At 73.1% G+C, this 26,152-nt stretch carries 25 protein-coding genes; 8 read left to right on the top strand and 17 right to left on the bottom strand.

Going from position 1 to position 26,152, the window contains the following annotated elements:
- Positions 1 to 3: 3 nt before the first annotated feature.
- Both OG386_RS08370 and OG386_RS08365 read right to left on the bottom strand, forming a co-directional pair.
- Complete coding sequence (locus OG386_RS08370; RefSeq protein WP_328787531.1) at positions 4 to 942, bottom strand: hypothetical protein; 939 nt, start codon at positions 940 to 942, stop codon at positions 4 to 6.
- Between the two features lie 53 nt (positions 943 to 995).
- The gene (locus OG386_RS08365) at positions 996 to 2,489 is read right to left on the bottom strand and encodes an APC family permease (protein WP_328787530.1); all 1,494 of its coding nucleotides are present in this window, start codon (positions 2,487 to 2,489) and stop codon (positions 996 to 998) included.
- Between the two features lie 209 nt (positions 2,490 to 2,698).
- Between OG386_RS08365 and OG386_RS08360 the strand changes: the two genes are divergently transcribed.
- The 3 genes from OG386_RS08360 to OG386_RS08350 are packed head-to-tail and all read left to right on the top strand — an operon-like array spanning position 2,699 to position 5,048.
- Positions 2,699 to 3,889 carry a 7TM domain-containing protein gene (locus tag OG386_RS08360; RefSeq protein WP_328787529.1) on the top strand — a complete coding sequence of 397 codons (1,191 nt, stop codon included), beginning with the start codon at positions 2,699 to 2,701 and terminating at the stop codon, positions 3,887 to 3,889.
- Entirely contained in the window at positions 3,886 to 4,749 is an 864-nt protein-coding gene (locus OG386_RS08355; RefSeq protein ID WP_328787528.1) for a sugar-transfer associated ATP-grasp domain-containing protein, read from the top strand. The genes OG386_RS08360 and OG386_RS08355 overlap by 4 nt, the downstream gene beginning before the upstream one ends.
- The gene (locus tag OG386_RS08350) at positions 4,749 to 5,048 is read left to right on the top strand and encodes a hypothetical protein (protein ID WP_328787527.1); all 300 of its coding nucleotides are present in this window, start codon (positions 4,749 to 4,751) and stop codon (positions 5,046 to 5,048) included. The genes OG386_RS08355 and OG386_RS08350 overlap by 1 nt, the downstream gene beginning before the upstream one ends.
- Positions 5,049 to 5,085: 37 nt before the next feature.
- Here OG386_RS08350 and OG386_RS08345 read toward each other — a convergent pair whose 3' ends face one another.
- The 5 genes from OG386_RS08345 to OG386_RS08325 form a co-directional block, all read right to left on the bottom strand.
- Positions 5,086 to 5,745 carry a response regulator transcription factor gene (locus OG386_RS08345; protein ID WP_328793194.1) on the bottom strand — a complete coding sequence of 220 codons (660 nt, stop codon included), beginning with the start codon at positions 5,743 to 5,745 and terminating at the stop codon, positions 5,086 to 5,088.
- Positions 5,742 to 7,172 (bottom strand): sensor histidine kinase, encoded by a 1,431-nt coding sequence (locus OG386_RS08340; protein ID WP_328787526.1) that lies wholly within the window; start codon positions 7,170 to 7,172, stop codon positions 5,742 to 5,744. Before OG386_RS08340 ends, OG386_RS08345 begins: the two co-directional genes overlap by 4 nt.
- A gap of 214 nt (positions 7,173 to 7,386) precedes the next feature.
- The gene (locus OG386_RS08335; protein WP_328787525.1) at positions 7,387 to 8,016 is read right to left on the bottom strand and encodes a pentapeptide repeat-containing protein; all 630 of its coding nucleotides are present in this window, start codon (positions 8,014 to 8,016) and stop codon (positions 7,387 to 7,389) included.
- Between the two features lie 89 nt (positions 8,017 to 8,105).
- On the bottom strand, positions 8,106 to 10,514 hold the full coding sequence (locus tag OG386_RS08330; protein ID WP_328787524.1) for an excinuclease ABC subunit UvrA: 2,409 nt from the start codon (positions 10,512 to 10,514) through the stop codon (positions 8,106 to 8,108).
- A gap of 24 nt (positions 10,515 to 10,538) precedes the next feature.
- Positions 10,539 to 11,528, bottom strand: coding sequence for an LLM class flavin-dependent oxidoreductase (locus OG386_RS08325; protein ID WP_328787523.1), 990 nt, complete (start codon positions 11,526 to 11,528; stop codon positions 10,539 to 10,541).
- A gap of 60 nt (positions 11,529 to 11,588) precedes the next feature.
- Here OG386_RS08325 and OG386_RS08320 point away from each other — a divergent pair, with 60 nt between their 5' ends.
- Positions 11,589 to 12,080 carry a phosphatase domain-containing protein gene (locus OG386_RS08320; RefSeq protein ID WP_328787522.1) on the top strand — a complete coding sequence of 164 codons (492 nt, stop codon included), beginning with the start codon at positions 11,589 to 11,591 and terminating at the stop codon, positions 12,078 to 12,080.
- Between the two features lie 18 nt (positions 12,081 to 12,098).
- Here OG386_RS08320 and OG386_RS08315 read toward each other — a convergent pair whose 3' ends face one another.
- Positions 12,099 to 12,314, bottom strand: a complete 216-nt coding sequence (locus tag OG386_RS08315; protein WP_030663252.1) for a dodecin — start codon at positions 12,312 to 12,314, stop codon at positions 12,099 to 12,101.
- A 164-nt stretch (positions 12,315 to 12,478) separates the two neighbouring features.
- Between OG386_RS08315 and OG386_RS08310 the strand changes: the two genes are divergently transcribed.
- From OG386_RS08310 to OG386_RS08300, 3 genes are all read left to right on the top strand, one after another.
- Positions 12,479 to 13,741, top strand: coding sequence for an extracellular solute-binding protein (locus OG386_RS08310; protein ID WP_443053155.1), 1,263 nt, complete (start codon positions 12,479 to 12,481; stop codon positions 13,739 to 13,741).
- Positions 13,742 to 13,906: 165 nt separating this feature from the next.
- On the top strand, positions 13,907 to 14,758 hold the full coding sequence (locus OG386_RS08305; RefSeq protein ID WP_328787521.1) for a GNAT family N-acetyltransferase: 852 nt from the start codon (positions 13,907 to 13,909) through the stop codon (positions 14,756 to 14,758).
- Entirely contained in the window at positions 14,755 to 15,705 is a 951-nt protein-coding gene (locus tag OG386_RS08300) for a lysophospholipid acyltransferase family protein (RefSeq protein WP_328787520.1), read from the top strand. Before OG386_RS08305 ends, OG386_RS08300 begins: the two co-directional genes overlap by 4 nt.
- Here the strand turns inward: OG386_RS08300 and egtD are convergent.
- The 4 genes from egtD to egtA are packed head-to-tail and all read right to left on the bottom strand — an operon-like array spanning position 15,588 to position 19,961.
- Positions 15,588 to 16,562: an L-histidine N(alpha)-methyltransferase gene (gene egtD / locus OG386_RS08295; RefSeq protein WP_327381801.1), complete on the bottom strand. Its 975-nt coding sequence runs from the start codon at positions 16,560 to 16,562 to the stop codon at positions 15,588 to 15,590. The two genes, OG386_RS08300 and egtD, sit on opposite strands and share 118 nt — an antisense overlap.
- Entirely contained in the window at positions 16,559 to 17,317 is a 759-nt protein-coding gene (gene egtC, locus OG386_RS08290) for an ergothioneine biosynthesis protein EgtC (RefSeq protein ID WP_328787519.1), read from the bottom strand. The genes egtD and egtC overlap by 4 nt, the downstream gene beginning before the upstream one ends.
- Entirely contained in the window at positions 17,317 to 18,645 is a 1,329-nt protein-coding gene (gene egtB / locus OG386_RS08285) for an ergothioneine biosynthesis protein EgtB (protein ID WP_328787518.1), read from the bottom strand. Before egtB ends, egtC begins: the two co-directional genes overlap by 1 nt.
- Positions 18,642 to 19,961, bottom strand: coding sequence for an ergothioneine biosynthesis glutamate--cysteine ligase EgtA (gene egtA / locus OG386_RS08280; RefSeq protein ID WP_328787517.1), 1,320 nt, complete (start codon positions 19,959 to 19,961; stop codon positions 18,642 to 18,644). Before egtA ends, egtB begins: the two co-directional genes overlap by 4 nt.
- A 107-nt stretch (positions 19,962 to 20,068) precedes the next feature.
- Between egtA and OG386_RS08275 the strand changes: the two genes are divergently transcribed.
- The gene (locus OG386_RS08275; RefSeq protein ID WP_328787516.1) at positions 20,069 to 20,902 is read left to right on the top strand and encodes a TIGR02452 family protein; all 834 of its coding nucleotides are present in this window, start codon (positions 20,069 to 20,071) and stop codon (positions 20,900 to 20,902) included.
- A gap of 29 nt (positions 20,903 to 20,931) precedes the next feature.
- Here OG386_RS08275 and OG386_RS08270 read toward each other — a convergent pair whose 3' ends face one another.
- From OG386_RS08270 to OG386_RS08250, 5 genes are all read right to left on the bottom strand, one after another.
- Positions 20,932 to 22,503 carry an immunity 49 family protein gene (locus OG386_RS08270; protein ID WP_328787515.1) on the bottom strand — a complete coding sequence of 524 codons (1,572 nt, stop codon included), beginning with the start codon at positions 22,501 to 22,503 and terminating at the stop codon, positions 20,932 to 20,934.
- Between the two features lie 137 nt (positions 22,504 to 22,640).
- Positions 22,641 to 23,105, bottom strand: a complete 465-nt coding sequence (locus OG386_RS08265) for a type II toxin-antitoxin system PemK/MazF family toxin (protein ID WP_328787514.1) — start codon at positions 23,103 to 23,105, stop codon at positions 22,641 to 22,643.
- Between the two features lie 66 nt (positions 23,106 to 23,171).
- Positions 23,172 to 23,834, bottom strand: coding sequence for an O-methyltransferase (locus OG386_RS08260; RefSeq protein WP_328787513.1), 663 nt, complete (start codon positions 23,832 to 23,834; stop codon positions 23,172 to 23,174).
- A 78-nt stretch (positions 23,835 to 23,912) separates the two neighbouring features.
- Positions 23,913 to 25,319, bottom strand: a complete 1,407-nt coding sequence (locus OG386_RS08255) for an amidase (protein WP_328787512.1) — start codon at positions 25,317 to 25,319, stop codon at positions 23,913 to 23,915.
- A 61-nt stretch (positions 25,320 to 25,380) separates the two neighbouring features.
- Positions 25,381 to 26,076 (bottom strand): alpha/beta fold hydrolase, encoded by a 696-nt coding sequence (locus OG386_RS08250; protein WP_328787511.1) that lies wholly within the window; start codon positions 26,074 to 26,076, stop codon positions 25,381 to 25,383.
- Between the last annotated feature and the right edge of the window lie 76 nt (positions 26,077 to 26,152).

Below are 26,152 nucleotides of genomic sequence, written 5' to 3'. Positions count from 1 at the left end.
CGTTCAGCCGGACAGCGTCCTGTCCCGCCAGCGGACGAACTGCTGTTCCGGGTCCCCCGTGTAGCACCAGGGCACTTCGGTGGCCCGGTTCTCCAACAGACTGAAGACCTCCCCCGCCCGGTCCGCCATCCCGGCCAGGACCAGTCCGTGGGCCAGGTGGTTCAGGTCGGCGACGTCCTGCGCCTCAGGTGCGCGGTGGGCGATCCAGGTGCCCAGCGCGTTGCGCAGGTCCGTGCGGGCGCGCTCGTCGCTCCAGTGACGGGCCAGGCCGATGGTGGTGTTCCCCTCCGTCGCCATGCGGTGGCGGTAGTGCTCGGCGCGCGCCACCTGGGGGAGGATCGCGAGGGGCGACCCCTGCGGGGCGTATTCGGCGACGTCCCGGGCGAAGTTGAGCGCCATGCCGTAGGAGCCGTGCCAGCGGGCGGAGAGGTAACGCAGCGCCTGGTGGTGACCCTCGCGGTGGTGCGGGTCCCGCCCGCGGATCTCCTTCCACCATTCGCTCATCTTGGCGTGACCGCCCGGGTAGAGCCTGGCGAGGGCGAACAGCGAGACCCACGGATACGGGTCCGCGGGCGCGAGTTCGGCCGCCCGGTGACAGAACCGGGCCGTCCTGTCCAACCGTTCGACGTCGGGGTTCGGCCCGGTGCGCGCGGCGGCGAACATGCGCATCACCTCCGTTTCCGCACGGAGCACCGCCGCGTCCGGGTTGCGTGGTTCGGACGCCTGCCAGAGGTCTACGGTCCGTCTGCTGGCCGCCGCATCGGCCAGCAGACGGATCCGGTGGGCCCGCCCGTCCCAGGCGTCGGGTGTCCGCGCCAGTACGTCGCGGGCACCCTCCCAGCGGCCCAGGAGGATGTCCTGGCGTGCCTCGGCGAGTGCGGTGTCGCCGAAGGCCGGATCGTAGACCGGCGCTCCCTCACCGCGGCGCAGCCAGGCGGCCATGTCTCTTCTCCTTCGCGCGGGTTCCGGCGGGTGGGTCGGGGAAGCGGTGTGTTTCAGAAGTCGGACAGGAGGCCGTCGCGTCGGCCACCGGCCGGACCCGCGGCCGCTGCGGCGTCCGCGAGGGGGGTGTCCGAGGCCTCCAGGTTCTGCGGGCCGAGCGGGCTCGGGCGGAAGTAGGGCCGCCCTCCGCCGAATGCGGCGAAGGCCAGCGGGACCAGTCCGAGGGCGAGTCCCCCGAGGCCGATGGCGAGGGCCGCGCCCGTGAGCGTCGGGATCGAGGCCGTGAGGACCCAGATGTTGAAGGCTGCGCCCGCGAGCGGCCACAGGCCCAGGAGGACGAGGTTGGCGGGGGAGGCGAGCAGCACACTGCGGAAGGCGACGGTGACGGAAATGCCGGCCAGGGCGTAGTAGAACGCGATCAGCAGGCCGATCCCCAGTAGGGCGTCCCCGAGGACGTCGAGCCCCGAGCCGGTGAGTGCGATGAGCGTCAGGGCCGCGACCGCGGCCGCGACGACGGCCAGCGTGGCGGCCACGGGGGTCTGCCACCGGCGGTGGATGCGGCCGAGGAACGACGGGAGCGTACGGTCGCGGCCCATCGCGAACAGGGTGCGGGTCGCTTGGAGGAGCGTGGTCTCCAGCGTGGCGATCATCGAGAGCGGCACGGCGAGGACGAGCAGGGTGCCACCCGCTCCGGGCCAGGCCGCCTCACCGAGCTGGTGGAGGAAGCCGCCGTCCGTCGCGGTGACGGCTTCCGGGCCCAGGAGCACGTTCGTACTGACGGTGAGGGTGAGGAGCGTGGCCACGACGACCAGGAGGCCGATCAGACCGCCGAGCCCGGAGCCGCCCCGGCCGCTGCGGGTCTCCTCGCTGAGGTTGGCCGTCACGTCCCATCCCCAGTACAGGGCGCTCGCGATCAACGCGCCCGCGGTGAAGGTGCGGGTGGTGTCGAAGTGCCCGAAGCCGAACCAGGAGAACGAGAACGAGGCGGCGTGAGCGTCCTGCGTCAGCGCGGTCACGGCGACGGCCAGCAACAGTGCCAGCTGGATCCCGACGGCGACGGCCCGCGCCCGGGCGGCGATCCGGGCACCCGACGCCACGAGGGCGGCCATCAGCAGGAAGCAGCCCAACCCGGCCGCGGTGGCCAGTACGTCGTCCTCGGCCAGCCCCTCGTCGAAGAGCGAGAGCGTCGCCCTGCCCGCCGGCGTCGTCGAGCCGATGACGAAGAGCGTGGTCGAGACCACCACGGCCCACCCGCTGAGGAACCCGAGGAAGGGGTGCAGGCTCCTGGCCACCCAGGAGTACGTGGCACCGGAGTTGACGTCGAGCCGCCCCAGGTGCCGGAAGGCGAGGGCGATGCCCACCATGGGAACCGCGCAGTAGAGGAGGACCGCCGGGGCGGCGTAGCCGACCGCCGCGACGAGAGCGGGAATCAGCGCGATGACGGTGTACGCGGGCCCGCAGCCAGCCACCGCCATCACCACGGAGTCGAACGTCCCCAGGGATCCCGCCCGGAGTCCGCCCCCGCCGTTGCCGCGCCTGTCGTTCACTTCTGTGCCTCTCCCTCGATCGCATCGGGCAATGCTCATGACAACGTTCATTCAGGGGGTGGTGACTGAATTTTCAGTCAGGATGGGTGCAGCGACAGGATCAGTCAAGGGGCGTCCCACGGACACCCCTGCTCACGCGTAACTTTCGTTGCCCCGCTCGGGCCGATCGGTACTACTGGACGCTCCACCCGCTGCCCGAGGCTGTCCGCATGCATGACCTCCTGAAGAGCGAAACGAGTCCGGACAGCACGCGGCGGGCGGCCGGCGACCACAGACGCGGGCGCGGGAAGCTACCGGTGTTGGTGAAGGTGCTGGCGGCCGTGGCCGGGGTGGCCCTGCTGCTGCTCGGTGTGCTCGGCTCCCCGGACCGGTCCTTGGGGCGGTCCCCCGAGGTCGTCGGCGAGCGCGAAATGGTGCGCATCAGCGGACCGAACGGAAAGACGGCCGAGGTCCTCGCCCTGATCGACACAGGTGCGTCGGCGTCCTCGCTGGACACCGCTCTGGCGAAGGACCTCGGCTTCGACCTGGCCGCGGCCCCCCGGATCACGGTCGGTTCCGCGCTCGGCCGCGAGAAGCGCCCCGTCGTCGACACCACGGTGCGCCTGGCCGGCCGATCGTTCGCCGCCAAGGTGAGCGTCAACAGTCGGGCCAAGCGCGAAACCCCCGTACTGCTCGGCCGCCAGGAGGTCCAGGGCCTTCAAGTGGCCGTCGGGAAGCGGCTCCTGACCCAGCCCGAATCGACCGCTGCGCCCTCGGCCCTGCGCATCCTCTTCGCCAAGGCGCCGGCGATCGACCCCGTTTCGATGATGGCGTTGCTGCCCTTGGCGGCGCTGCTGATCGTGGTGCTCCGGGTCGTCGTCGGGCTCAACACGCTGGGCACCTTCAGTCCGGTGCTGCTGGCCCTGGCGTACGCCCAGGCAGGCCTGCCCTTGGGGGTACCCCTCACGCTGGTGATGTTCGCGCTCGGGTTCGCCATGCAGCCCGTGCTGCGCCGCCTGCACCTCCCGCGGGTCGCGCGCCTCGGCGTCCTGATCGCGGTGGTCACCTGCGGCCTGATCGGCGCTCAGCTCGGCCTGGGCGGTTTCGGTCTCTCCGACTCCTGGGGCATGTCCCTGCCGGTCGTCGTCACCGCGATCATCACCGAACGCCTGTGGGAGGCATGGGACCTCGACGGCATCCGGGCCGCCGTCACGGGCGCCGCCCTGACCATGGGTACGGCCGTGCTGGTGGCGCTGCTCCTGCTCACACCGTACGTACGCCACCTCGCCGAGGCGGTGCCCCTGCAGCTCGCGATCGCGTGCGCGGTGTGGACCGCGGTCGCCGGGACCTACCGCGGGCTGCGGCTGAGCGAGCTCTCCCGCTTCGCGCCCGCGGCGAAGGCACAGGGAGCCGCGTCGTGATACGCCTCCGCGGTTGGGACCCGGTCATGGGCATGAACCTGCGCAACGCCCGGATCGCCCGACAGAACCCGTCGGCCGCCATCCGGCTCGTCAACGACAAGTACGCCACCAAGGACGCGCTGACCTCGGTCGGCGCCCCGACCTCGCCCACCCTCGCCCTGCTGCGCTCGCGACGGGAGGTCGCCACCCTGGACTGGGACGGACTGCCCGCCTCCTGGGCCCTCAAGCCGAACCAGAGCCTGGGCGGCAACGGCATCCTGCTGGCCTTCGGCCGGCGCCGCAGCCACTGGGCCTCCTCCTCCGGCAAGCGGATCTCCCGAGGCCTGGTCGCCGACCAGCTGCGCCGCATCCTGGACGGGGAGTTCTCCCCCCGCCCCGACGACTGGGCCATGTTCGAACCCCTCATCCGGGCGCACCCGGATCTGGCGAGGCTGTCCCACCAGGGGCTGCCCGACATCCGGGTGATCTGCGACGGTGACCGGCCGCGGCTGGCGATGCTGCGCCTGCCCACGCGGTTCAGCGGCGGCCGGGCCAACCTGCACCAGCGGGCCGTCGGCGCCGCCGTCGACCTGTCCACCGGCCGGATCACCCATGCCCTCCTCGGAAAGGAGCCGACCGAGAGGCACCCCGACACCGGTGAACTCCTCATCGGAGCCAGCGTTCCGCACTGGCCCGAGGTGCTCGACGCGGCACGCCGGTGCGCGGCCGCGACCGGTCTGCGCTACCTCGGCGCGGACATCGTCGTCGACGCCGACCGCGGGCCGTTGATCCTCGAGGTCAATGCCCGCCCCGGCCTCCAGATCCAGAACGTCACCGGCCGTGGCCTGATGGCCGCCATCACTGCTCCGGGGAGGCGCTGATGCGCTGGACCGCGCTCGTGTCCAAGGTCGTCGTCGCAGCGGCGGCCGGCGCCTTCCTCGCCGTCAGCGCCGCCGGAGCGCAGCCGCCGCGGCAGGCCACCGACACCGATCCCGTACGGGAGGCACCGGCCGGCGGACAGGGGGCCGCGCCGGAACCCGGCCCGCCCGGAACGTCCACCCGAACGTCCCCGACGCCGCCGGCCTCCCCGCGCGCCACCTCGCGTACGAGCCCGCCGCCGTCCTCCGCCGCGCCCGGGCACGGCTCCGCCGCCCCTACCTCCGGTCCCTCCGGGCGCTGACCGCCGCCGCGGGGACGGACCGTTCCCGCGGCCGCGGTCAGTCGGGGCCCGGGCGGAGCCGGGCGTCACGGGCCAGGAGGGCGGCCTGGACCCGGTTGGTACAGCTGAGTTTGGTCAGCATCCGGCTCACGTACGCCTTGACCGTCCCCTCGCCCAGGTGGAGCACCTTGCCGATCTCCGCGTTGGACGCCCCCGTACCCACCATCGCGAGCACCTGACGCTCGCGGCCGGTCAGGTCCGCGATGCGGTCCAGACGCGGGTCGGCCGGCGCCCCGTCGCTGCTGAGGTAGCGGTCGATGAGGTGCCGTGTGACCTCGGGGGAGACGACCGGTGAGCCGGCCGCGATCGTGCGGACGGCCCGGATGAGTTCCTGCGGGCTGCTGTCCTTGAGCAGGAACCCCGCGGCCCCCGCTCTCAGCGCACGGGCCACGTACGCGTGCTCGCCGAAGGTGGTGAGCATGACCACGCGTACCGAGGGGGCCCGCTCGGCGATCCGTTCCGCTGCGAGGAGCCCGTCGGTGCCCGGCATCTGGATGTCCAGCATCGCCACGTCGACCTGATGACGGACGGCGAGCTGCGCCGCCTCGTGCCCGTCCGCTGCCTCTGCCACCACCTCGATGTCCTCGGCGTGCTTGAGCACCAGCCTGATTCCGGCACGGACGAGTTCTTGGTCGTCGGCCAGCAGGACGCGAATCACCACGAGGGCCTCACCGGGTGGGTGTCGGTCGCCGGCCCGCGGGCCGAAAGGGCGATCTCCTCGATCTGCGGCCGCTCCTCCGCGTCCGCCTCAGGGAAGGGGACGAAGGTGAGGGTGACGACCTGCAGGGCCATGGCGGCCAGCACGCCGAGGGCCGTGGCCGCCGCGGTCGCCGTCCGGTTCCACCGGGACCGCACGGCCGCGAGGGACGCGTGCCCGGGCGGGACGGGCACGCTCGGCACGACGGGGCCGAGGCCCAGCGGGACGTGCGCGAGCACGATGTGCCCACCGTCGTCGGTGCGTTCGGCGCGCAGGGTTCCGCCGAGCAGGCGAATGCGCTCGTGGAGTCCGACGAGCCCGAGGTCGGTGCCCGGAAGTCGTGGCGAGCAGCCCGAGGTGTCGGGCCCGTTGCGGACCTCGACCCGTATCCACCGCGCCTCGCGGTGGACGGACACGGCCACGTCGGCCCCGGCCGCATGCTTGTGCACGTTGGTCAGTGCCTCACGAACGACCCGGTCCACCGCGCGCCGGGCCGAAGAGCTCGCCCCGGCCAGGTCCGCGCCGGTCCACTCCATGGCGACGGCGATCCCGGCAGCGCGGGACTGGGCGACCAGGGCGGTGACATCGGCTCGGGTTCCCGTGGCCGGGGTGAACGGCTCAGGCAGGCCGCTCGCCGGTTCGCCGGCGCGGAGCACCCCCAGTACGCCGCGTAGTTCGTCCATCGCCCGTCGCCCCGTGCCGTGCACCAGGAGGGCACTGCGATGGACTTCCGGATCACTCTTCTCGGTGGCCAGTGCGAGACCGCCGGCGTGCAGGGCGATGAGGCTGAGCCGATGACCGAGCAGATCGTGCATCTCGCCCGCGATCCGGGCCCGCTCGCGCGTTCTGGCCTGGTCCTCCGCCGAGCGGTGGGCCCGTTCGAGGGAGGCGTTGCGCTCTCGGAGTGCCTGCACCAGGCGCTCGCGCTGGCCCGCGAGGGCGCCGGCGAGACCGGGCAGGGCGCCGCACACGAGGCCCGAGACGAGCACGACCATGACCTCGTACTCCAGCACCGGGGTCGGCTGCCCGGCCGAGTGCGCCAGGGTGAACGCGAAGGGGAGCGTCAGGCACGCGGCCAGGAGGAGGGCGCGCCTGCGCAGCCGGAACCAGCGCAGGCCGGCCGCGTGGGCCACTGCGGCCAATGCCCCGCCGGTCAGTGGCTCGACCGCCACGAGCACGGCGGCGGCCGGCAGCGCGGCCGCCGGCAGTCGCCGACGGACGAGCACTGCCGCCGCGGCGCCACCGGCCGTGACGACGTGGCCGGCGGGTCCGAAGGACTCGCTGCCGGTGCTCAAGCCACCGGACCAATCGAAGAGCACCGACGCGGCCGACCCGATCACGGCGATCAGAGCGAGATCGGTGACCAGTGGGAACAGGCGGTGCCGCATGCTCGTCTCGCTTCCGTTCGCTCCCGTGCCACGCGCCGATGCCGCCACCGCCACTGGACGTGCCATCGGCGTCGACAGCCCGGTCAGCCTAACTGAAATTTCAGTCAATATGCACGAGGGCCCCGAGTGTGCCGCGTGGCCGGCCGCTATCGGCGCCGCGGCACGGACCTTGCTGGAGCAGGCGCACCACGTCCCGGCGGGCGCCGGTGGTGCGTCACCCTCCGAGTGTTCGCGCGCAATCGATCATGCTTTCGGCGAAGAGGGCGGGGACGCCGCAACGAAGCATGAACTTGTACAGTTCGGGGTGGCCGTACGACTTCATGACGGCATGGGCGTCGATCGAGCAGGGATTGTCGTGCCGGAGGTTTCTCGCCCCGCACAAGGCCCCGAGATCCGTGTTGCTCAGGTTCGCACGACTCAGTCTTGCCCCGTCAAAGCTGGCCCCGCTGAAATGTGCACCCTCAACCTTCACGCTGTTCAGGAACGCTCCCCTGAAGTCGGCGCCGGTGCAGTCGGCTCCGTCCAGGGCGGCGCCGGTGAAATCGACACGGCTGAACACCGTGCCCCTGAAGCGCGCTCCTATCAGGTCGGAGACGGCCAGCGTGGATCCCGTGAAGTCGGCTTCCGTGAGGTCGGCGTCCTTGAACTGGGCGTGGAGCAGCGAGGTGCCGGCAAATTCGGCCCCGGTCAGCCGTGCCCCGTAAAAGCGGATGCCCTCCAGGTTCATGCCGGAGAAATCGGCTTTCGCCACCTCGACATAGGTGAAGTCCCGCCGCCCTCGACCGTATTCCTCGACGACTTCCCTCGAGGTCATCCGGACGCCGCGCTGCCCTGTGAATGCCACTTCCGAACCCGCCCCTCCGCGGCCTGACGCAAAGAGGGCAGTGTACTGATCCCCTCTCCGCCGCGAACGTGGACCGCCACCGGCAGGTCTCAGTCGGACCCGAGGGCCCGCGCCAGGTACGGGGCCGTGCGGCTGCCCGGTGCGCAGGCCACTTCCGACGGCGTGCCCGCGGCGACCACGCGGCCGCCCGCCGTGCCGCCGCCCGGACCGAGGTCGATGACCCAGTCCGCGCCCGCGACCACCTCCATGTCGTGCTCCACGACCACCACCGAGTGCCCGGCGTCCACCAGCCCGTGCAACTGCCGCAGCAGTACCCGTACATCGGCCGGGTGCAGCCCGGTCGTCGGCTCGTCCAGCAGGTACAGCGTGTGGTCCCGGCGCAGCCGCTGCAGTTCCGTCGCCAGCTTGATCCGCTGGGCCTCGCCGCCGGACAGCTCCGTGGCCGGCTGCCCGAGCCGCAGGTAACCCAGACCGATCTCCTCCAGCGCCCGCAGGCTGCGCGCCGCCGCCGGGACATCGGCGAAGAAGGCGGCCGCCGACTCCACCGTCAGGCCCAGCACCTCCGCGATGTTCAGGCCCGCGTACCGGACCTCCAGGGTCTCGGCGTTGTACCGGGCCCCCGCGCACTCGGGGCACGGGGCGTACGTACTCGGCAGGAACATCAGCTCCACCGAGACGAAACCCTCGCCCTGGCAGGTCTCGCAGCGGCCGCCCGGCACGTTGAAGGAGAACCGGCCCGCCTTCCAGCCGCGCGCCCGCGCCTCGGGAGCCGCCGTGAAGAGCCTGCGCACCACGTCGAACAGCCCGGTGTACGTGGCCAGGTTGGACCGAGGCGTCCGGCCGATCGGCTTCTGGTCCACCTCCACCAGCCGCCGCACGGGGTAGTCCGCCTCCGCGAGCCGCTCGCCGACCTCCCGGGCCAGCACCTGTCCCACCAGCGTGGACTTGCCCGACCCGGACACCCCGGTGACGGCCGTGAACACCCCGAGCGGGAACTGTGCCTCCAGCTCCCGCAGGTTGTGCCGGTCCACCCCGGTCAACCGCACCGCCCCGGTCGCCGCGCGCACCTGCCGGGGGGCCGCGGCCGGCTCCCGCGCCGCGAACAGGTGTCGGGCCGTCGCCGACCCCGCCACCCCGGCCAGCTCCTGCGGCGGCCCGCTGTGGAGCACCTGCCCGCCGTGCTCGCCGGCCAGCGGCCCCACGTCCACCAGCCAGTCCGCGTGCCGCACCACATCGAGATGGTGTTCCACGACGAAGACCGTGTTCCCGGCCTCCTTCAGCCGGTCCAGTACGCCGAGCAGCGCCTCGGTGTCGGCCGGGTGCAGCCCCGCCGACGGCTCGTCCAGCACGTACACGACCCCGAACAGCCCCGACCGCAGTTGCGTCGCCAACCGCAGCCGCTGCAGCTCGCCCGCGGACAGGGTCGGCGCGGTCCGGTCCAGGCTCAAATAGCCCAGCCCCAGCTCCGTGACGGGCCCGATCCGGGAGCGCAGGTCCTCGGCGAGCACCCGCGCCGCCTCGCCGTCCAGGGGCGCGGAGGCCAGTACGCCGTCCAGGTCGGTCAGTGCCAGCGCCGCCAGCTCCGCGATGGTCCGCCCGGCGAAGGTCACGGCGAGGGCCTCCGGGCGCAGCCGCCGCCCCTCGCACACCGGACACGGCGAGTCGGCGAGGAACTTCTCGGCGCGGGCCCGCAGGGTGGCGCTCTTGCTGTCGGCGAAGGTCCGCATGACGTAGCGGTGGGCGCTCATGTACGTGCCCTGGTAGGGCCGTTGGATCCGTTCGGCCTCCCGCACCGGGTGCACGGTCACCACCGGCTGCTCCTCGGTGAACAGGATCCACTCGCGGTCCTTCGCCGGCAGCTCCCGCCAGGGCCGGTCCACGTCGTGGCCGAGGGTCTCCAGGATGTCCCGCAGGTTCTTGCCCTGCCAGGCGCCCGGCCAGGCGGCGATCGCGCCCTGACGGATCGACAGCTGCGGGTCGGGAACGAGGAGTTCCTCGCTGGTGCGGTGGATCCGGCCGAGCCCGTGACAGGACGGGCAGGCCCCGGCGGCGGTGTTGGGCGAGAAGGCGTCGGAGTCGAGCCGCTCCGCACCCGGCGGATAGGTCCCGGCCCGCGAGTACAGCATCCGCAGGGAGTTGGACAGCAGGGTCACCGTGCCGACCGAGGAGCGGGAGCCGGGGGAGGAGCGGCGCTGCTCCAGCGAGACGGCAGGCGGCAGCCCGGTGACCGAATCCACCTTCGGTGCGCCGATCTGGTGGATCAGGCGCCGGGCGTAGGGGGCCACGGACTCGAAGTACCGGCGCTGGGCCTCGGCGTAGAGCGTGCCGAAGGCGAGCGAGCTCTTCCCGGAGCCGGAGACCCCGGTGAACACGGTCAGCGCGTCGCGCGGGATGTCCACGTCGACGCCGCGCAGATTGTGCTCCCGGGCGCCCCGGACCCGTACGTAGGGGTCGAGGGACGCGGGGGGAGGGGCGGGGGTACCGGTGGCCTGGTGCATTCGTCCTATTTTAAAGGCTCGCCTTCAGAGGCCCGCGATGCGGGCCAGGCGCGCGTAGGAGTCCAGTAGCGCCGTGCGGTCGTACGTGGAGGTGGTGACCAGCAGTTCGTCCGCGCCGGTCCGGTCCGCGACCTCCGACAGCTGCGCCGCCACCTGGTCCTCCGTGCCGTGGACGTGCCCGGCGAGGGCGCCCTCGTAGAGCTCGCGCTCCTTCGGGGTCATCTCCAGCGCCTCGATCTCCTGCGCCGGGCGCAGCGGCGGGAAGCTGCCCCGGGTACGGGAGTGCGTGAGGGCCCAGGCCTCCGGGACCAGGATGCGGCGGGCCTCCGCCTCGGTGGCCGCGACCGCCACCGTGCCCGAGACCACGACGTACGGCTCCACCGTCCGGGCGGAGGGCCGGAACTCTTCGCGGTACGCCCGGGCGAGCTCGCCCACCCGGCCGAGGGCCCGCAGGTCGCCCACCACCAGCGGCAGTCCGGCCCGGGCGGCGATCTGGGCGCCCTCCCCGGTGGCCAGGACGTAGGCCGGGATCCGCAGCCCCTCGGCGGGGCGGGCGTGCACCTCGGGGTGGGCCCGCTGGGTGCCGTCGAGCCACCCCAGCAGCTCGGTCAGTTGTTCCTCGAAGCGGTCGGCGTCGCCGGTGTCGCGGCCCAGCGCCCGCCGGATGCCGCCCGTGAAGCCGACCGAACGGCCGAGGCCCATGTCGATCCGGCCGGGGAACAGCGACTCCAGGACCCCGAACTGTTCCGCCACCACCATCGGCTGGTGGTTGGGCAGCATGACCCCGCCCGTGCCGACCCGGATCCGGTGCGTCGCTCCGGCGACGGCGGCGGCCAGTACCGTCGGCGCCGAGCCCGCGACGCCGGGAACGCTGTGGTGCTCCGAGACCCAGAAGCGGTGGTAGCCGAGTTCCTCGGCCGTCCGGGCCAGCGCCACGGTGTCGCGCAGGGCCTGCGGGGCCGGGTGGCCCTGACGGGTGCGCGAGCGGTCGAGTATCGAGAGTTTTCGGATCACACAGGACTCAACGCCCGGCGGCCGTGAGGATTCCCCGTACGGCTCTCCTACGCTGACGGGATGAGTGAGCACACCACCCGGCCGCTGGCCGTCTTCGACCTCGACAACACCCTTGCGGACACCGGCCATCGCCAGGGCTTCCTGGAGCGCCGGCCCCGGGACTGGACCGGTTTCTTCGCCGCCGCCCCGGCCGACCCGCCGCTCGCGCGCGGGGTCGCGCTGGCCGTGGAGAGCGCGGTCGACTGCGAGGTGGTGTACCTGACCGGGCGCCCCGAGCGGTGCCGTGCGGACACGCTCGACTGGCTCGCCCGGCACGACCTGCCCGAGGGGCGGCTGTTCATGCGCGGCAACCAGGACCGGCGGCCGGCCCGCACCACCAAGCTGGAGGTGCTGCGGCGGATCTCCCGGGGCCGGGAGGTGCGGATGCTCGTCGACGACGACGAGCTCGTCTGCCAGGCCGCGCGCGCCGCCGGATTCCGGGTGGTGCTCGCCGACTGGGCGGCGGACGCGCCCGAGCTGGAGTCCGCCCAGGAGGTCGACGGGCGGACGTGAGGCGACCGGGGGCGGGGCTCAGTCCTCGCCCTCGAGGCGGAAGCCGACCTTGAGCCCCACCTGGTAGTGGGCGATCTCCCCGTTCTCGATGTGGCCGCGTACCTGAACCACCTCGAACCAGTCCAGGTTCCGCACGGTCTGGCCCGCCCGGGCGATCCCGTTGCGGATGGCCTGATCGATGCCCTCGTGGGAGGTGCCGACGATCTCGGTCACCCGGTACGTGTGATTGGACATGGAGGTCTCCCGACAGTGGGTGGCTTTTGCCTGGTTCTACGGTGCCCCAGTAAGGGCCGGTCCGCGAACTTTGGGCGAACAGTCCCGAGCGAAAGACCCTTGACCGGCCCATTGGTCTATGCCAATTTCGAGCCATCTGAGACCGAACCCAGAAGGTGACCCTCTTGAAGATGCGCTTCCTCGCCGTGTGCACAACCCTCGCGGCCGCTACCGCCCTCACGGGCTGCAGCGGGTCGGCCGACACGGCCGGGGGGCCGCAGAAGGTCACGCTCTGGCTGATGAAGGGCAGCGCACCGGAGGACTTCACAGCCAAGTTCACCGCGGAGTTCGAGACGGAACACCCCGGCATCGACCTCGACGTCAAGATCCAGGAGTGGACGGGCATCGGCGACAAGGTCAACGCCGTCCTCGACGGCACGAGCAAGGAGAGCGCCGACGTCATCGAGGTCGGCAACACCCAGGTCGCCACGTACATCGAGAAGGGCGGCCTCGAAGAGCTCACCCTCGAAGGCCTGCGCGAATGGGGCAGCAAGGACTGGCTCAAGGGCCTCGCCGACCCGGGAACCATCAACGGCGCCCAGTACGGAGTCCCCTGGTACGCCGCCAACCGGGTGGTCATCTACCACAAGGACCTCTTCGCGAGCGCCGGCATCAAGACCCCGCCCAAGAACCGACAGGAGTGGATACAGGCCACCGAGAAGCTCGACAAGGGCGACCAGCAGGGCATCTACCTCGCAGGTCAGAACTGGTACGTCCTCGCCGGCTTCATCTGGGACGAGGGCGGCGAACTCGCCGTCGAGACCAACGGCAAGTGGGTCGGCGGGCTCGACGACGACAAGGCCCTGGCCGGCATGGACTTCTACAAGCAGCTCCAGGCCCTCGGCGACGGGCCCAAGGGCGCCGACGAGGAGACGCCCCCTCAGTCGCAGGTCTTCGCCCGTGGCCAGGTCGCCCAGATCATCGCCCCGCCCGGCCAGGCCGCCGAGATCGAGGCGGCCAACCCCGCCCTGAAGGGCAAGCTCGGCTTCTTCCCGATCCCCGGCAAGACCTCCGACAAGGCGGGGGCCGTCTTCACCGGCGGCTCCGACCTGATCATCCCGGCGCGGACCGGACAGCGGAAGGGCGCCGTGGACGTGATCACGGCCCTCGTCAGCGAGAAGTGGCAGACCGAACTCGCGCGCACGATGAGCTACGTGCCCAACAAGACCACCCTCGCGCGCGCCGTCGAGGGCAACGAGGGCGCGGCAGCCATGGCTCCCGGCGCCGCCCAGGGCCGCGCCACCCCCACCTCCGCCCGCTGGGCCGAGGTCGAGGCGAAGAACCCGATCAAGCCCTTCATGACGGCCGTGCTCACCGGCCGCGACCCCAAGCAGGCCGCCCGCGCCGCCTCCGAGGAGATCGGCAAGGTCCTCAGCTCCGACCGCTGAGCCGGAGCCCCGGCCGCCGCCGGGACGGGGGTACGCCGAGTTCAGCGTCCGCACATCCAAGGGCCGCTGAGCGGTCATGTCGAATCCAGCCGGTCACGGAAGAAGTAAAGGAGCCAGGCCACGCACCTGCGGGCCAGGCCCTCCGTGCCCGGATCAGGAGCCGCCATGACGATCGCACCCCTGTCCCCGTCCCCCCTCACCGCCCCGGCGCCGGCCCCCTCACCCGCGCCCGCCACCCGCCTCGCCCCCGTCAGGGACCCGGCCGCGGCGCCCGGCGCGCCTTCCGAAGGACCGCGCTACGCCGTCCGCCTCGCCCGCGACGAGGACGAGGTGCGCGCCGCCCAGCGGCTGCGCCACCAGGTCTTCGTCGGCGAGCTCGGCGCCCGACTGGACGGGCCCGAGCCCGGCCTCGACGCCGACGCCTTCGACGCGTACTGCGACCACCTCCTCGTCATCGACGAGGAGGCCGAGCAGGTCGTCGGCACCTACCGGCTGCTGCCCCCGGAGCGCGCCGCCGTCGCCGGCCGCCTCTACTCCGAGGGGGAATTCGACCTCTCGGCCCTCGCCCCCATCCGCCCCGACCTCGTCGAGGTCGGCCGCTCCTGCGTCCACCCCGACCACCGCAACGGCGCCGTCATCGCCCTCATCTGGGCCGGCCTCGCCCACTACATGGACCGCACCGGGCACAACTGGCTCGCCGGCTGCTGCTCGATACCGCTCGCCGACGGCGGAGTCCTGGCCGCCGCCACCAGGGAGACCGCCCTGACCCGCAGCCTCGCCCCCGAGGAGTACCGGGTAACCCCCCACCTCCCCTGGAGCCCCGAGGGCATCACCTTCCCCGACCGCATGGAGCTGCCCCCGCTGCTGCGCGGCTACCTCCGCCTCGGCGCCTGGGTGTGCGGCGAGCCCGCCCTCGACGCCGAGTTCGGCTGCGCCGACCTGTACGTCCTGCTCTCCCTGCGCCGGACCAACCCGCGCTACCTCAAGCACTTCCGCTCGCTCGTCCCGGGCGCATGAGCGTCTGGCTGCCCACCTCGCCCTGCACCCCCGAAGCCTGCGCCGGGCACGGAGGGGACACCGCGAGCGTTCCCCGGGCGGTGCTCAGACTCGCCGCCGCCGTGGCCCTGATCCTGCTGGGGATCCTGGGCGCCCCGCCGGTCCGGCTGCTGCCGGCCGGCCCCCGGCACACGGTGGTACGGGCCTGGTCGACCGCGCTCGTACGGGCCTTCGGCATCCGGATCACCGTGCACGGCAGCCCGGGGCCGGGCGGCGGCCGGCTCCTGGTCGCCAACCACATTTCCTGGCTGGACATCCCGCTGGTGGCCGCCGTGCTGCCCTGCCGGATGCTGGCCAAGAGCGACATCCGGGCCTGGCCCGTGCTCGGCCGCCTCGCCGGACGGGCCGGCACCCTGTTCATCGAGCGCGACCGGATCCGTGCCCTGCCCGCCACCATCGGGACCGTCACCGGCGCGCTGCTGGCCGGGGACCGGGTCACCGTCTTCCCCGAGGGCTCGACGTGGTGCGGGCGGGCCCAGGGCACCTTCCGCCGGGCCGCCTTCCAAGCAGCCCTGGACGCCCGGGTCCCCGTACAGCCGCTGCGGCTCACCTACCTGTGCCGCGACGGGAATCCGGCCGGGGCGCCCGCCTTCGTCGGGGACGACCCGCTGACCGCCTCGCTGTGGCGGATCGCCCGGGCCCGCGGGGTGCGGGCCGAGGTCAGGCTGCTGCCGCGGATCCCGCCGGGCCGGTACGCGCACCGGCGGGACCTCGCGGCAGCCGCTCAGCGGGCCGTCGTCGGGGCGCGGGCCGCGACCCCCGCCCCGGACCTGCTACCGGGCGTCCCCGCTCAGCCGGCCACGCCGTCGGCGACCGACAGGGACAGCGCGAACCGGCCCGCCGCGTCCGTCCACCACTGGGTCAGTTCCAGCCCCGCCGCCGCCAGCTCCTTGCGCACGCCCTCCTGACGGAACTTCGCGGAGACCTCCGTCAGGATCTCCTCACCCGCCGCGAACGGCACCACCAGATCCAGCGCCCGGATCTTCACCACCAGTTCCGACCGGGCCCGCAGCCGCATCTCGATCCACTCCTGCTCCTCGTTCCACACCGCCACGTGCGCGAAGTCGGCCGTGTGGAAGTCCGCCCCCAGTTCCCGGTTGATGACCGCCAGCACGTTCTTGTTGAACTCGGCCGTCACCCCCCGTGCGTCGTCGTAGGCCGACACCAGCACGGCCTCGTCCTTCACCAGGTCCGTCCCCATCAGCAGTGCGTCCCCGGGCGACAGCATCGCCCGTACGGACGCCAGGAACACCGCCCGCTCCGGCGGCAGCAGGTTCCCGATCGTGCCGCCCAGGAACACCACCAGCCGGGGCCCGGGGGAGTCCGGCAGTTGCAGCGCACGCGTGAAGTCGGCCAGCAGGGCGTGCACCCGCAGCCCCGGATGCTCCGCCAGCAGCGTCTCGGCCGCCCCCCGCAGCGCGCTCTCGCTCACGTCCACCGGCACGTACGTGTCCAGCGCGGGCATCGCCTCGATGAGGTGCCGGGTCTTCTCCGAGGACCCGGAGCCCAGCTCCACCAGGGTGCGGGCGCCGCTCTCGGTGGCGATCTCCCGCGCCCGCTCCAGCAGGATCTCCCGTTCCGCGCGCGTCGGGTAGTACTCCGACAACCGGGTGATCTCCTCGAAGAGCTCACTGCCCCGCGCGTCGTAGAACCACTTGGGAGGCAGCACCTTCGGCGAGTGCGTCAGCCCGTGCAACACATCCGCACGCAGCGCCGTCTCCGCGGCGTTCTCGTCGAGCGTACGGGTCAACTGAAAGTCGTTCACAGGGAGTTCTCCTTGAGCGGGGTCAGTTCGACCCTGGTGCGGGTGGCGGTCAGCAGGGTCCGGTCGGGCACTTCGCGCCACCGGCTGTCGTCGTCGTACGGCTCGGAGGCCACCACGGTGCGCCGCTGGTCCGCGTCGGCCAGGTACCAGAGCGAATCGCCCCAGGCCGTCGCGGCGATCGTGACGCCGTCCGTGAGCAGCAGGTTCAGCCGGGAGCCGGGAGCTGCCGAGGCCAGCTCCCGGACCGGCTCGGCGAGCGCCGTGCCCAGGTCGTCCCCGGCCCGCAGCCGGTGCAGGACCAGTGCCCAGACCAGCGCCGAGTCGGTGCGCGCGGCCAACCGGAGCAGTTCCGCGGGCGGTAGCCCGGCCGCGAGCGGGGCGGCGGACCCGGGCCAGTTCCGCACCGCGCCGTTGTGGCTGAACAGCCACGGCCCGTCCGCGAACGGCGCCGCGGCCGCCTCCCCGTCGGCCCCGGGGTCCGTGGCGTCCCGTACGGCGGCCAGCACGGCCCCGCTGCGGACCACCCGGGCGAGATCGGTGAAGGTCAGGTCGCCCCAGATCGGCCCGGACCGCCGGTAGCGGGCGGGCACCGGGTCCCCTTCCGCGTACCAGCCGATGCCGAAGCCGTCGGCGTTGACCGTCCCGGACCGCTGGCGGCGCGGCTCCCAGGACTGGCGCACCAGCGAATGCTCCGGCCCGCTCAGCAGCTCCCCGAGCGCCACCACCGGTCCGAGGTAGGCCAGATGACGGCACATCAGACGTCCCTCGCGGTCCGGAAGCCGGAGAAGATCTGTCGCCGCACCGGGAGGTCCCAGTTGCGGAAGGTGCCCCGGCAGGCCACCGGGTCCACGGCGAAGGAGCCGCCGCGCAGCACCTTGTGCTCCGGGCCGAAGAACACCTCCGAGTACTCCCGGTACGGGAAGGCGCGGAAGCCCGGGTACGGCAGGAAATCGGAGGAGGTCCACTCCCACACGTCGCCGATCAGCTGGCGCACCCCGAGCGGGGAGGCGCCGGCCGGGTAGCTGCCCGCGCGCGCCGGGCGCAGGTGCCGCTGCCCCAGGTTGGCGTGCGCGGGCGTCGGGTCGGCGTCGCCCCACGGGTAGCGGGTGGAGCGGCCGGTCGCCGGGTCGTGCCGGGCGGCCTTCTCCCACTCCGTCTCCGTGGGCAGCCGCCGCCCCGCCCAACGGGCGTAGGCGTCCGCCTCGTACCAGCTCACGTGCAGAACCGGTTCTTCGTCAGGCACCGGCTCGATCGCCCCGAAGCGGCGGCGCAGCCACTGGCCGGCCTCCCGGTGCCAGAACAGCGGGGCCTCGATGGAGTGCTCGCGGATCTGCTCCCAGCCCGGCGCCGCCCACCAGCGCGGATCGCGGTAGCCGCCGTCGGCGATGAACGCCAGGTACGCGGCATTGGTCACGGGAACCGTGTCGATCCAGAACGGCGCGGTGTCCCGGACGTGTGCCGGGCGTTCGTTGTCCAGCGACCACGGCTCGGCGGAGGTGCCCATCGTGAACGGGCCCCCGGGGACGAGGACTTCGGCGGCGGACGGACGATCGTAGGGGCCGTCCGGCTCCGGGGCGGTCAGCACGGGCGCGCCCCGCCGGAGCTGATGGGTGATCAACATGGTCTCGTCGTGCTGCTGCTCGTGCTGGGCGATCATCCCGAAGGCGAAACCGTCGTCGAGCAGGGTGCTGCCCTCCAGCGGCGTCTTCTCCAGCAGGTCGAAGACCCGGCCGCGCACGTCGGCCGCGTACCGGCGGGCCTCCGCGGGCCCGAGCAGCGGCAGCTTGGGCCGCTCGGCACGGGGGTGCTGGAAGGCGTCGTAGAGCGGCTCGATCTCGGGGCGCATCGACTCGCGCCCGGCGACGCGCTGGAGCAGCCACAGTTCTTCCTGGTTCCCGATGTGCGCCAGGTCCCAGACCAGCGGCGACATGAGCGGGGAGTGCTGGGCGGTGAGGTCCTCGTCGGTCACGGCGTCGGTGAGGCCGGCCGTGCGTATGCGTGCCGCGGTCAGGGCGGCGGCCGCCCGCTCCCGCAGACGGGAGTCGGACTCGGAGGTGGAGGCGGAGGGGGATCCGGTGGTCATCGGCGGACCTCTTTTCCGGTGAGCACCTGTGTGGATGAGTCGTCGGCCGGACATCGGCCGCGCAGTACGTAGCGTTCGGTGAAGGCGCCGACCGTGTCCCGGACGTGCGTGCTCGCGCCGAGCCTGGGCAGGGCCTCGACCGCGGCCCGGAAACAGGCCTTCGCGGAGGCCCGCAGCTCCGGATCGGCCAGGCCGTGCCGGGCGGCCGACCGCCAGAGCGGATTGCGCGGCGCGGGGTGGCCGCCGTAGAAGTCGGCCAGTCCCTTGGCCACCCGGTACGCGGTCTCGGTGGCCTCCGGATCGTCGAACAGCGCGTGTACGACGGCCACCGGGACCAGCCAGCCGTCGTCGCCGGACTGCGCGTCGATCATCCGCAGTTCCAGGTGGCCGCGCGGCCGGACCGGCGGGAAGAGCGTGGTCAGGTGGTAGTCCAGGTCCTCGGCGGTGGGCGGGCGCAGCGCGGGGTGTCCGTCCGTGCGCAGCCAGTCGCGGAAGGTCGTGCCGGGCGGGGTCTCCCAAGGGCCGTCGTCCTCGTAGGACCGGACGCACATCACTTCGGTGTCCAGGGCCTGTCGGGTCCACGCGGCACGCGGTTCCGCGTCCAGCGGCGGGGCGAGCGCGCGCCGGCTGTCCAGGTCGCTCCAGATCCCCTGCCGGGCACAGCGCCAGCCGGCGTACGGGCCCTCGTGCGCGGGGGAGTTGGCGAAGGCGGCCACCAGGACCGCACCCAGCAGGTGCGCGAGCCGCCAGCGCCGGCCGTGGCCGAGCACGCCCGGCTCCTCGTACCCGGCGTCCACGCAGACCTGCACGGAGGCGGAGGCGCACATCATGGCGCGCCCGGCCGGGCCGGTGCGGTCGAAGTAGGCCTCCATGGCGTCGTACCGCGGGCTGCTCAGCAGCCGCCGGTACGGGCGGCGGGGATCGCTGCCGAGGCCGCGCAGGACCAGGCCCTGGGCCAGCAGGGCGGCGCGGACGGCGGTGAGGTCGGCCTGTAGGTCGTCCACGCAACCGCTGAGGGAGGTGGCGGGGGCCGAGCTGAGTTCGAGCTGGCCGCCCGGTTCGACGGTCACCCGCGCGTGCAGGGGCAGGGCGCGGGCCGCGGTGTGGGCGGCCCGTAGTCGCTCGGGGGGCAGGGGCTGCTCCGGCCGCTCGGCGTCCAGGACCAGCCATTCGAGCTCGGCGCCGAGGAGGCGGGGCGGGCCGGTCTTGAAACAGATGCCGTGGATCAGGTCCTCGGCCTGCGTCTCGCTGATCGAGGGCACGGGGGTCGGGCCGGGCGCGGGTGGGGGTGGGGGAGCGGATGGGTCCTGGGGCATGACCGGGTCCTCGTCTCCTGTCGTCGGTCGTGACATCACCCGTGCCTACCCCTCCTCGCGGCACAAAACCCTTTGCCGCCGGGAATCGCTGTGCGGAAGATGGCGGCGTGAGCAGCAGATTGCGCGAGATCGCGCGGGAGAACGCGGAGATCCTGGCGGCCGGCGGGTACCGGACGCGGTCGGGACGGCAGGTTCCGTTGGCCGCCGCCCTGGCGGAAGCCAAGGCAGGAACCAGGATATATGGACCAAACCGGGTCATTCCAGATGAGGAGGTTGCTTCCGGCGACGCCGCGACCGTCGTCGAGGTCACCGGCGAGAGCAGCACCGTCGCCGCCCGCAGGCTCGCGACCGCCACCCCGGACCACCCGGATCCCGCTCCCGTTGCGGTCCTGAACTTCGCCTCGGCCCGTAACCCCGGGGGCGGTTACGTCCGCGGGGCCAAGGCTCAGGAGGAGGCGCTGTGCCGCGCCTCGGCCCTGTACGAGACCCTGCTCGAGGCTCCGGAGTACTACGAGGTGCACCGTGCGGAGCGGAGCACCTTCTACACCGACCGGGTGATTCACTCGCCCGGGGTCCCGGTCTTCCGCGACGACCGGGGCGATCTGCTGGAGACCCCGTTCCGGGTCGGCTTCCTCACCTCGCCCGCGCCGAACGCCGGCACCATCCGGCGGCAGGAGCCCGAGCGCACCGCCGAGATCCCGGCGGCGCTGGCGCGGCGCGCGGAGCTCGTCCTGGAGGTGGCGGCGCTGCACGGGTACCGGCGGCTGGTGCTGGGGGCCTGGGGCTGCGGGGTGTTCCAGAACGACCCGGCCCAGGTGGCCGAGGCCTTCCGGGGACTGCTCGGGGACCGGTTCGCCGGGGTCTTCGAGCAGGTGGTGTTCGGCATCCTCGACCGCGACCCCACCACCCGCGAGGCCTTCGAGCGGGCCTTCCCGGCCTGAGGCGCGGGGGCGGCGGGGCCCCGCCGCCCTCAGAACGGGCGCGCCGCCCCCAGCAGGCTCTCCGGCAGATAGGGCGACGAGACGCGGATCCGCCAGCCCCGGCGGCGGGCGTGGCAGGCCAGGGCCAGGACGTCGAAGTCGACCGCGGCCTCGGCCCCACCGCCGAAGAGCCGGTCGCTCACCGAGTAGTAGTCCCGGTGGGCCTCCAGGGCATCGGCCAGGGCCAGGTTGAAGCTCTCCTCGTCACCCTCCACCAGCTGGGAGAAGAGCACGGCCGGAGCTGGGTGGAAGCCCCACTCCAGGGTTTGCCCGACCTCGGCGACGGCCCGGTCGGTGGCGGGCTCCGGGTCCTCGCCCCGCAGGTAGTCGTGCAGGGCCTGCCGGTACGAGGCGTGCGCGGAACGGTCCTCCTGCAGGGCGTTGGGGCCGCTGAGGACGAGCGGGGCGAGTTCCGCGCGGCTGCCGGTGATCAGGGCGTGCTTCAGGGACTGGTACCAGGACCCGGGGGCGAGCGCCTGGTCCGGGCGGACGGCGCCCTCGGAACCGGCCCCCGCGCGGACGGCCTCGTACAGGTTGCGCACCAGGTGGTCGGCGTGCGCCGCACAGTCCGGCATCTCGGGGCGCTCGACGACCAGGGGGCCCGTGGCCAGCGCCGCTACGGCGTCCGCACGCCGCTCGCGCCCGTACGGCCCCACGCGCGGCGGCGGTGCCTCGAAGCCGGTGACCAGAGCCCGCGGCAGGTACGCCGACTCGACGGGCGGCAACCAGCCCTCGCGGCGGTAGCCGAGCGCGGCCAGCGCCAGCGGCAGCACGGGCAGCAGGGTGCGCGGCTCGGCCCGGGGGTCATCCAGGTAGGAGTACGGGAGCAGCAGTGCGGCGAGCTCGGCGGCGAAGGCCTCCCGGTCCCGGGCGGCCAGCGCGCGCAGGGCGCGCAGCGCGCCGGTGGCGGGGTCGGCCGCTCCGGTCCTGTCGGCTCCGGCCCCCGCCCGGGCGTGCCGGTCGGCGATCCGGGCGAGCGCGGCATCCAGCGCGGCGAGCTTCTCCTGCGGGGAGGGCGGGAACTTCTGGTACTCGACCCCGATGTCCCCGCTGACGTACGCCAGCAGGCCGTTGATCAGCTCCACCGGCGGGAGCCCGGGCCCGCCGGCCCGCTGTGGTGCCGTACGGGCGAAGTGGAAGGCCTCGCCGTGCCGTTCGGTCTTGTCGGCGAGGATCGCCACGCAGAACGCGTCGATCCAGCGCGCGGCGCTGACCGGCTGCGGGCTGCCCCCCGCCCCGGAGTCGTAGTCGCGGCCGAAGTTGACGTAGTTGAGAAAGATGTGGAAGGACGCGTTCGGGTAGGCGGCGAACGACACGGTGCCGACGGCCGCTTCGGCTGCGTCGGCCAGGATCGCCTTCGCCTCGGGGGTGTCGAGGTCGGGGGTCACCGTCGAGAACGCGCCGAGTCCGTCGAGGAACCGCAGCGTGATGTCCCACCAGTCGTACGCGTCGATCTGGCCGGCACGCGACCTGGAGTACACGTCCGAGATCATCTTGTTCGCGAAGTCCTCGCGCACCGCCGCCAGGGCCGCCTCGCTCACCCTGTGTCGTTCTATTCGCATGCCCGCTACTCCCTGTGTCCGCCTACGGGGCTCACCCTAGGGGGTGTCCAGGGCGGTCCGGATCAGGGACACGGGAGGTCGGTACGGTCCGGGCGGTGGCCGCGGTTCTGACCGTGACCACCGCCCGGACCTGCGGGTCACTGCCAGCCGTAGCGCTCGCGAAGCCGGTCCACGACCAGACCGAAGCGGCCGCGGTCGAGCGCGCAGGCCTCGCGGCGCATCCCCGCCTCGTGCACCCGCAGCACCCGGTCCACGTCCACCCAGGACTCGCGTCCGGCGCTGTCCCACGGGCCCGTTCCGATCGGCACCCACTCCCGGTCGTGGTCGTGCCGCTTGCTCGACAGCTGCACGGCGAGCAGGGTCCGCCCACCCGCCTCCCGGGCCACGACCAGCACGGGACGGTCCTTGCCGCGCCCGTCGTTCTCCTCGAAGGGGGCCCAGGTCCACACGATCTCGCCGGGGTCGGGATCGCCGTCGGGATCCGGGGCGTACTCCGTCCGGACCGGTCCGATGGCGCGCGGATCGGCCTCGGTGGTGGCCGTGGAACCGTCGCGGCCCGGTTGCTCGGTGTGGCCGTTGCCGTGGTGGGAAAGTGCCGTCATCCGGGCGAGGCTACTGGTTCCCGCGGCCTTGGTGGAGGAGGCGGGCCTGCGCGCCCGTGTCAGGGGTCAGTCGGTGACCAGGGCCAGGACGAGCCCGTCGTAGCCCTTGCTGCCGACGGTCTGCAGGGCGGTGGCGGTCAACTGCGGCTGCTCGGAGATGAGTTCGGTGAACCGGCGCACGCCCTGCACGCGGGGGTCGGAGCTGTCGGCGTCGACGACGGCGCCGTCGCGCACGACGTTGTCGCCGATGATGACGCTGCCGGGCCGGGTGAGCTTGAGGGCCCACTCCAAGTATTCGGGGTTGGACGGCTTGTCGGCGTCGATGAAGACCAGGTCGAACGGCGCTTCGCCGGTGAGTCCGGGCAGCAGCTCGACGGCGCGGCCGCGCCGGATCTCGACGACGTGCTCCAGCCCGGCCCGGGCGATGTTGGTCGCCGCGACGTCGGCGCACCGCTCGTCGACCTCCAGCGTGACCAACCGTCCGTCGGCCGGGAGCGCGCGGGCCAGCCAGATGGTGCTGTAGCCGCCCAGGGTGCCGATCTCCAGGATGCGGCGGGCGCCGCGGACGCGGGCGAGGAGGTTCAGCAGCTTGCCCTGATTGGGGGCCACCTGGTGGGCGGGGAGACCCGCTGTCTCGGTGGCGGCGGCCGCGGCGACCAGGGCCTCGTCCTCTTCGACCAGCAGTCCGTCGAAGTAGTCGTCAACGGCCGTCCACGTCTGCTGAACCATGGGTCGCGTCGCCCCTTCCGGTGATGTGGCACTTGATAGTTCCTCATGGGAACTTACATCAAGGGAGGGCCGTGCCGCTTACCGACCCGGCCGCACCGCCGCCCAGCCCTCCGCCGCCTCCAGCTGCGCGGCCAGTCCCAACAGGAGCGGCTCCGAATCGGCCGGGCCCAGTAGTTGGGCTCCCATCGGCAGTCCGTCGGCCGTGAGGCCCGCAGGGACGTTCACCCCCGGCCAGCCCAGCACGTTCCACGTCCAGGCGTACGGGCAGGCCGCGATCATCGCCCGGTCCGTGGCCATGGCCCCCAGCCCGGCCAGGGCGCCGATCCGCAGGGGCGGGGTGGCCGTCGTCGGGGTCAGCACCACGTCGAAGCGGTCGAAGACCTCGCCGACCCGCCGGCGCAGGACCGTCTCCGCCCGGCGGGAGGCCCGCAGCGCGAGCCCGCCCAGGACGCGGCCCGTCCGTACGGCTTCGTGCGTGCGCGGGTCCAGCAGCGCGGGATCGGGCACCCGCGCCACCCAGTCCCGTACGCCACTGGTCGCGCGGGGTACGAAGGTCAGTCCGATCGGTCCGTAGCGCGGGTCCTCCGGGATCACCTCGTGGCCCAGCGACTCCAGCCGCGCGGCCAGCCGCTCCACGGCGGACCGGACCTCCGGGTCCAGGGACTTGGGCGTCGCCGTGAAGGCCATCGCGAAGGACAGGGCGATCCGCAGCCGACGGGGCGTGCGGCGGGTCGCCTCGACGGCGGAGATCCGAGCCGGGCGGTGCAGGTCCTCCGGGTGCGGGCCGCTCGCGGCGTCCAACAGGAGCGCCGCGTCGGCGACGGTGCGGGCCAGAACGCCGTTGACGGTGAGCCCGTGGAAGGACTCCGGCTCCGGCCAGGTGGAGATGCGCCCGCGCTGGGGCTTCACCCCCACCAGATGGGTCCAGGCCGCCGGGATCCGGACCGAGCCGGCCCCGTCCGAGCCCAGGGCGGCCGGGACCAGGCCCGCCGCCACGGCGGCGGCCGAGCCGCCCGAGGAGCCGCCGGGCGTGTAGGCCGGGTTCCACGGGTTGCGGGTCTCGCCGAAGGCCTCGCCCTCGGTGAAGGGCCATTGCCCCAACTCCGGCGTCTGGGTCTTGCCGACTATCACGGCGCCGGCCGCGCGCAGCCTTCGTACCGCCTCGCTGTCGGCGGTCTTCGGGGGGAAGGGGCCCGCGCAGCCGAACGCTGTCGGCTCACCGGTCACGTCCATGTCGTCCTTGACCGCCAGCGGTACCCCCAGCAGCGGCAGCCGTTCGCCCGCGGCCAGCCGCCGGTCCGCCGCGTCCGCCTCCGCGAGCGCGGCCTCGGCGCGCACGGTCCGGAAGGCGTTGAGCTCCGGCTGGGCCGCGGCGATCCGGCGCAGCGCCTCCTCGGTCAACCGCCGCGCCGAAACGGTCCCTTCGGCGAGTGCGCCGACCATGTCGACCAGGCCGGAGACCGTCGGAACAGCTGAATCGGACATCGCGTACCACTCCCCATTACCGGTCGGTAGGTAGACCGTAGTGGGGAGTGGCCGGGCAGTTCTAGAGCCAGCCCTCCAGAGAGGCCATGAACCCGTCGAAGTCGTCCCGGTGGATCGTGTGTCCCGCTCCGGCGACCGAACGCACCTCGAATCCGCGGCCCTTGAGCAGTTGCGCCCGCTCCTCGTCGATCAGGACGCTCGGATCGGCGAGCTGTACGAGGGAGGGGACCACCGGTGCGGGCGGCATCAGATCGGTGCCGACCAGCGGTGCCAGGCTCAGCGCGGTCCGCTCGTCCCAGACCGCCAGGGTCTCCAGCTCGATGTCGACGTCCACCTCCTCCCAGCGCGGGTTCATCGCCCGTACCTGCTCCTTGGACGCCGTCTTGAACTGCGCGAGCAGCTCGGGGCCGATGCCGTCGGCCGCGGCGCCCAGATGGAACGCGGGGTCAGAGAACACCGCCCGGGCCGGCCGCAGCCGGTCCACCGCGAGCGACAGGGTCAGAGCGCCCAGGGAGTGGCCGATGGCGAGTTCGGCGCCGGCCGGGAGCGTCTCGACCACGTCGTCCGCGAAGAGCTCGGGGCCGTACGCGCCGCGCCCGCTGGCGCCGTGGCCCCGCAGGTCGACGGCGATGACGCGGTAGCCGTGGTCGGCGAGGGCGGGGCCGACCCGGCGCCAGGTCCGGTGGTCGGCCATGATGCCGTGGATCAGGAGGGCGATGCGGTCGCCCTCGCCCCAGGTCTGGGTGTGCAGGTGCACGGTGGGCCTTTCTCGGCGGTGGATGTCGATCGGGTGGACGAGCGGGGAGGGCGCGGAGGGCGCGGAGGGAGCCGGC

This window comes from Streptomyces sp. NBC_00273, assembly GCF_036178145.1.
Classification (GTDB): Bacteria; Actinomycetota; Actinomycetes; order Streptomycetales; family Streptomycetaceae; genus Streptomyces.
The sequence above is the reverse complement of the archived record's forward strand: the minus strand, read 5'-3'. Positions and strand labels throughout refer to the sequence as shown.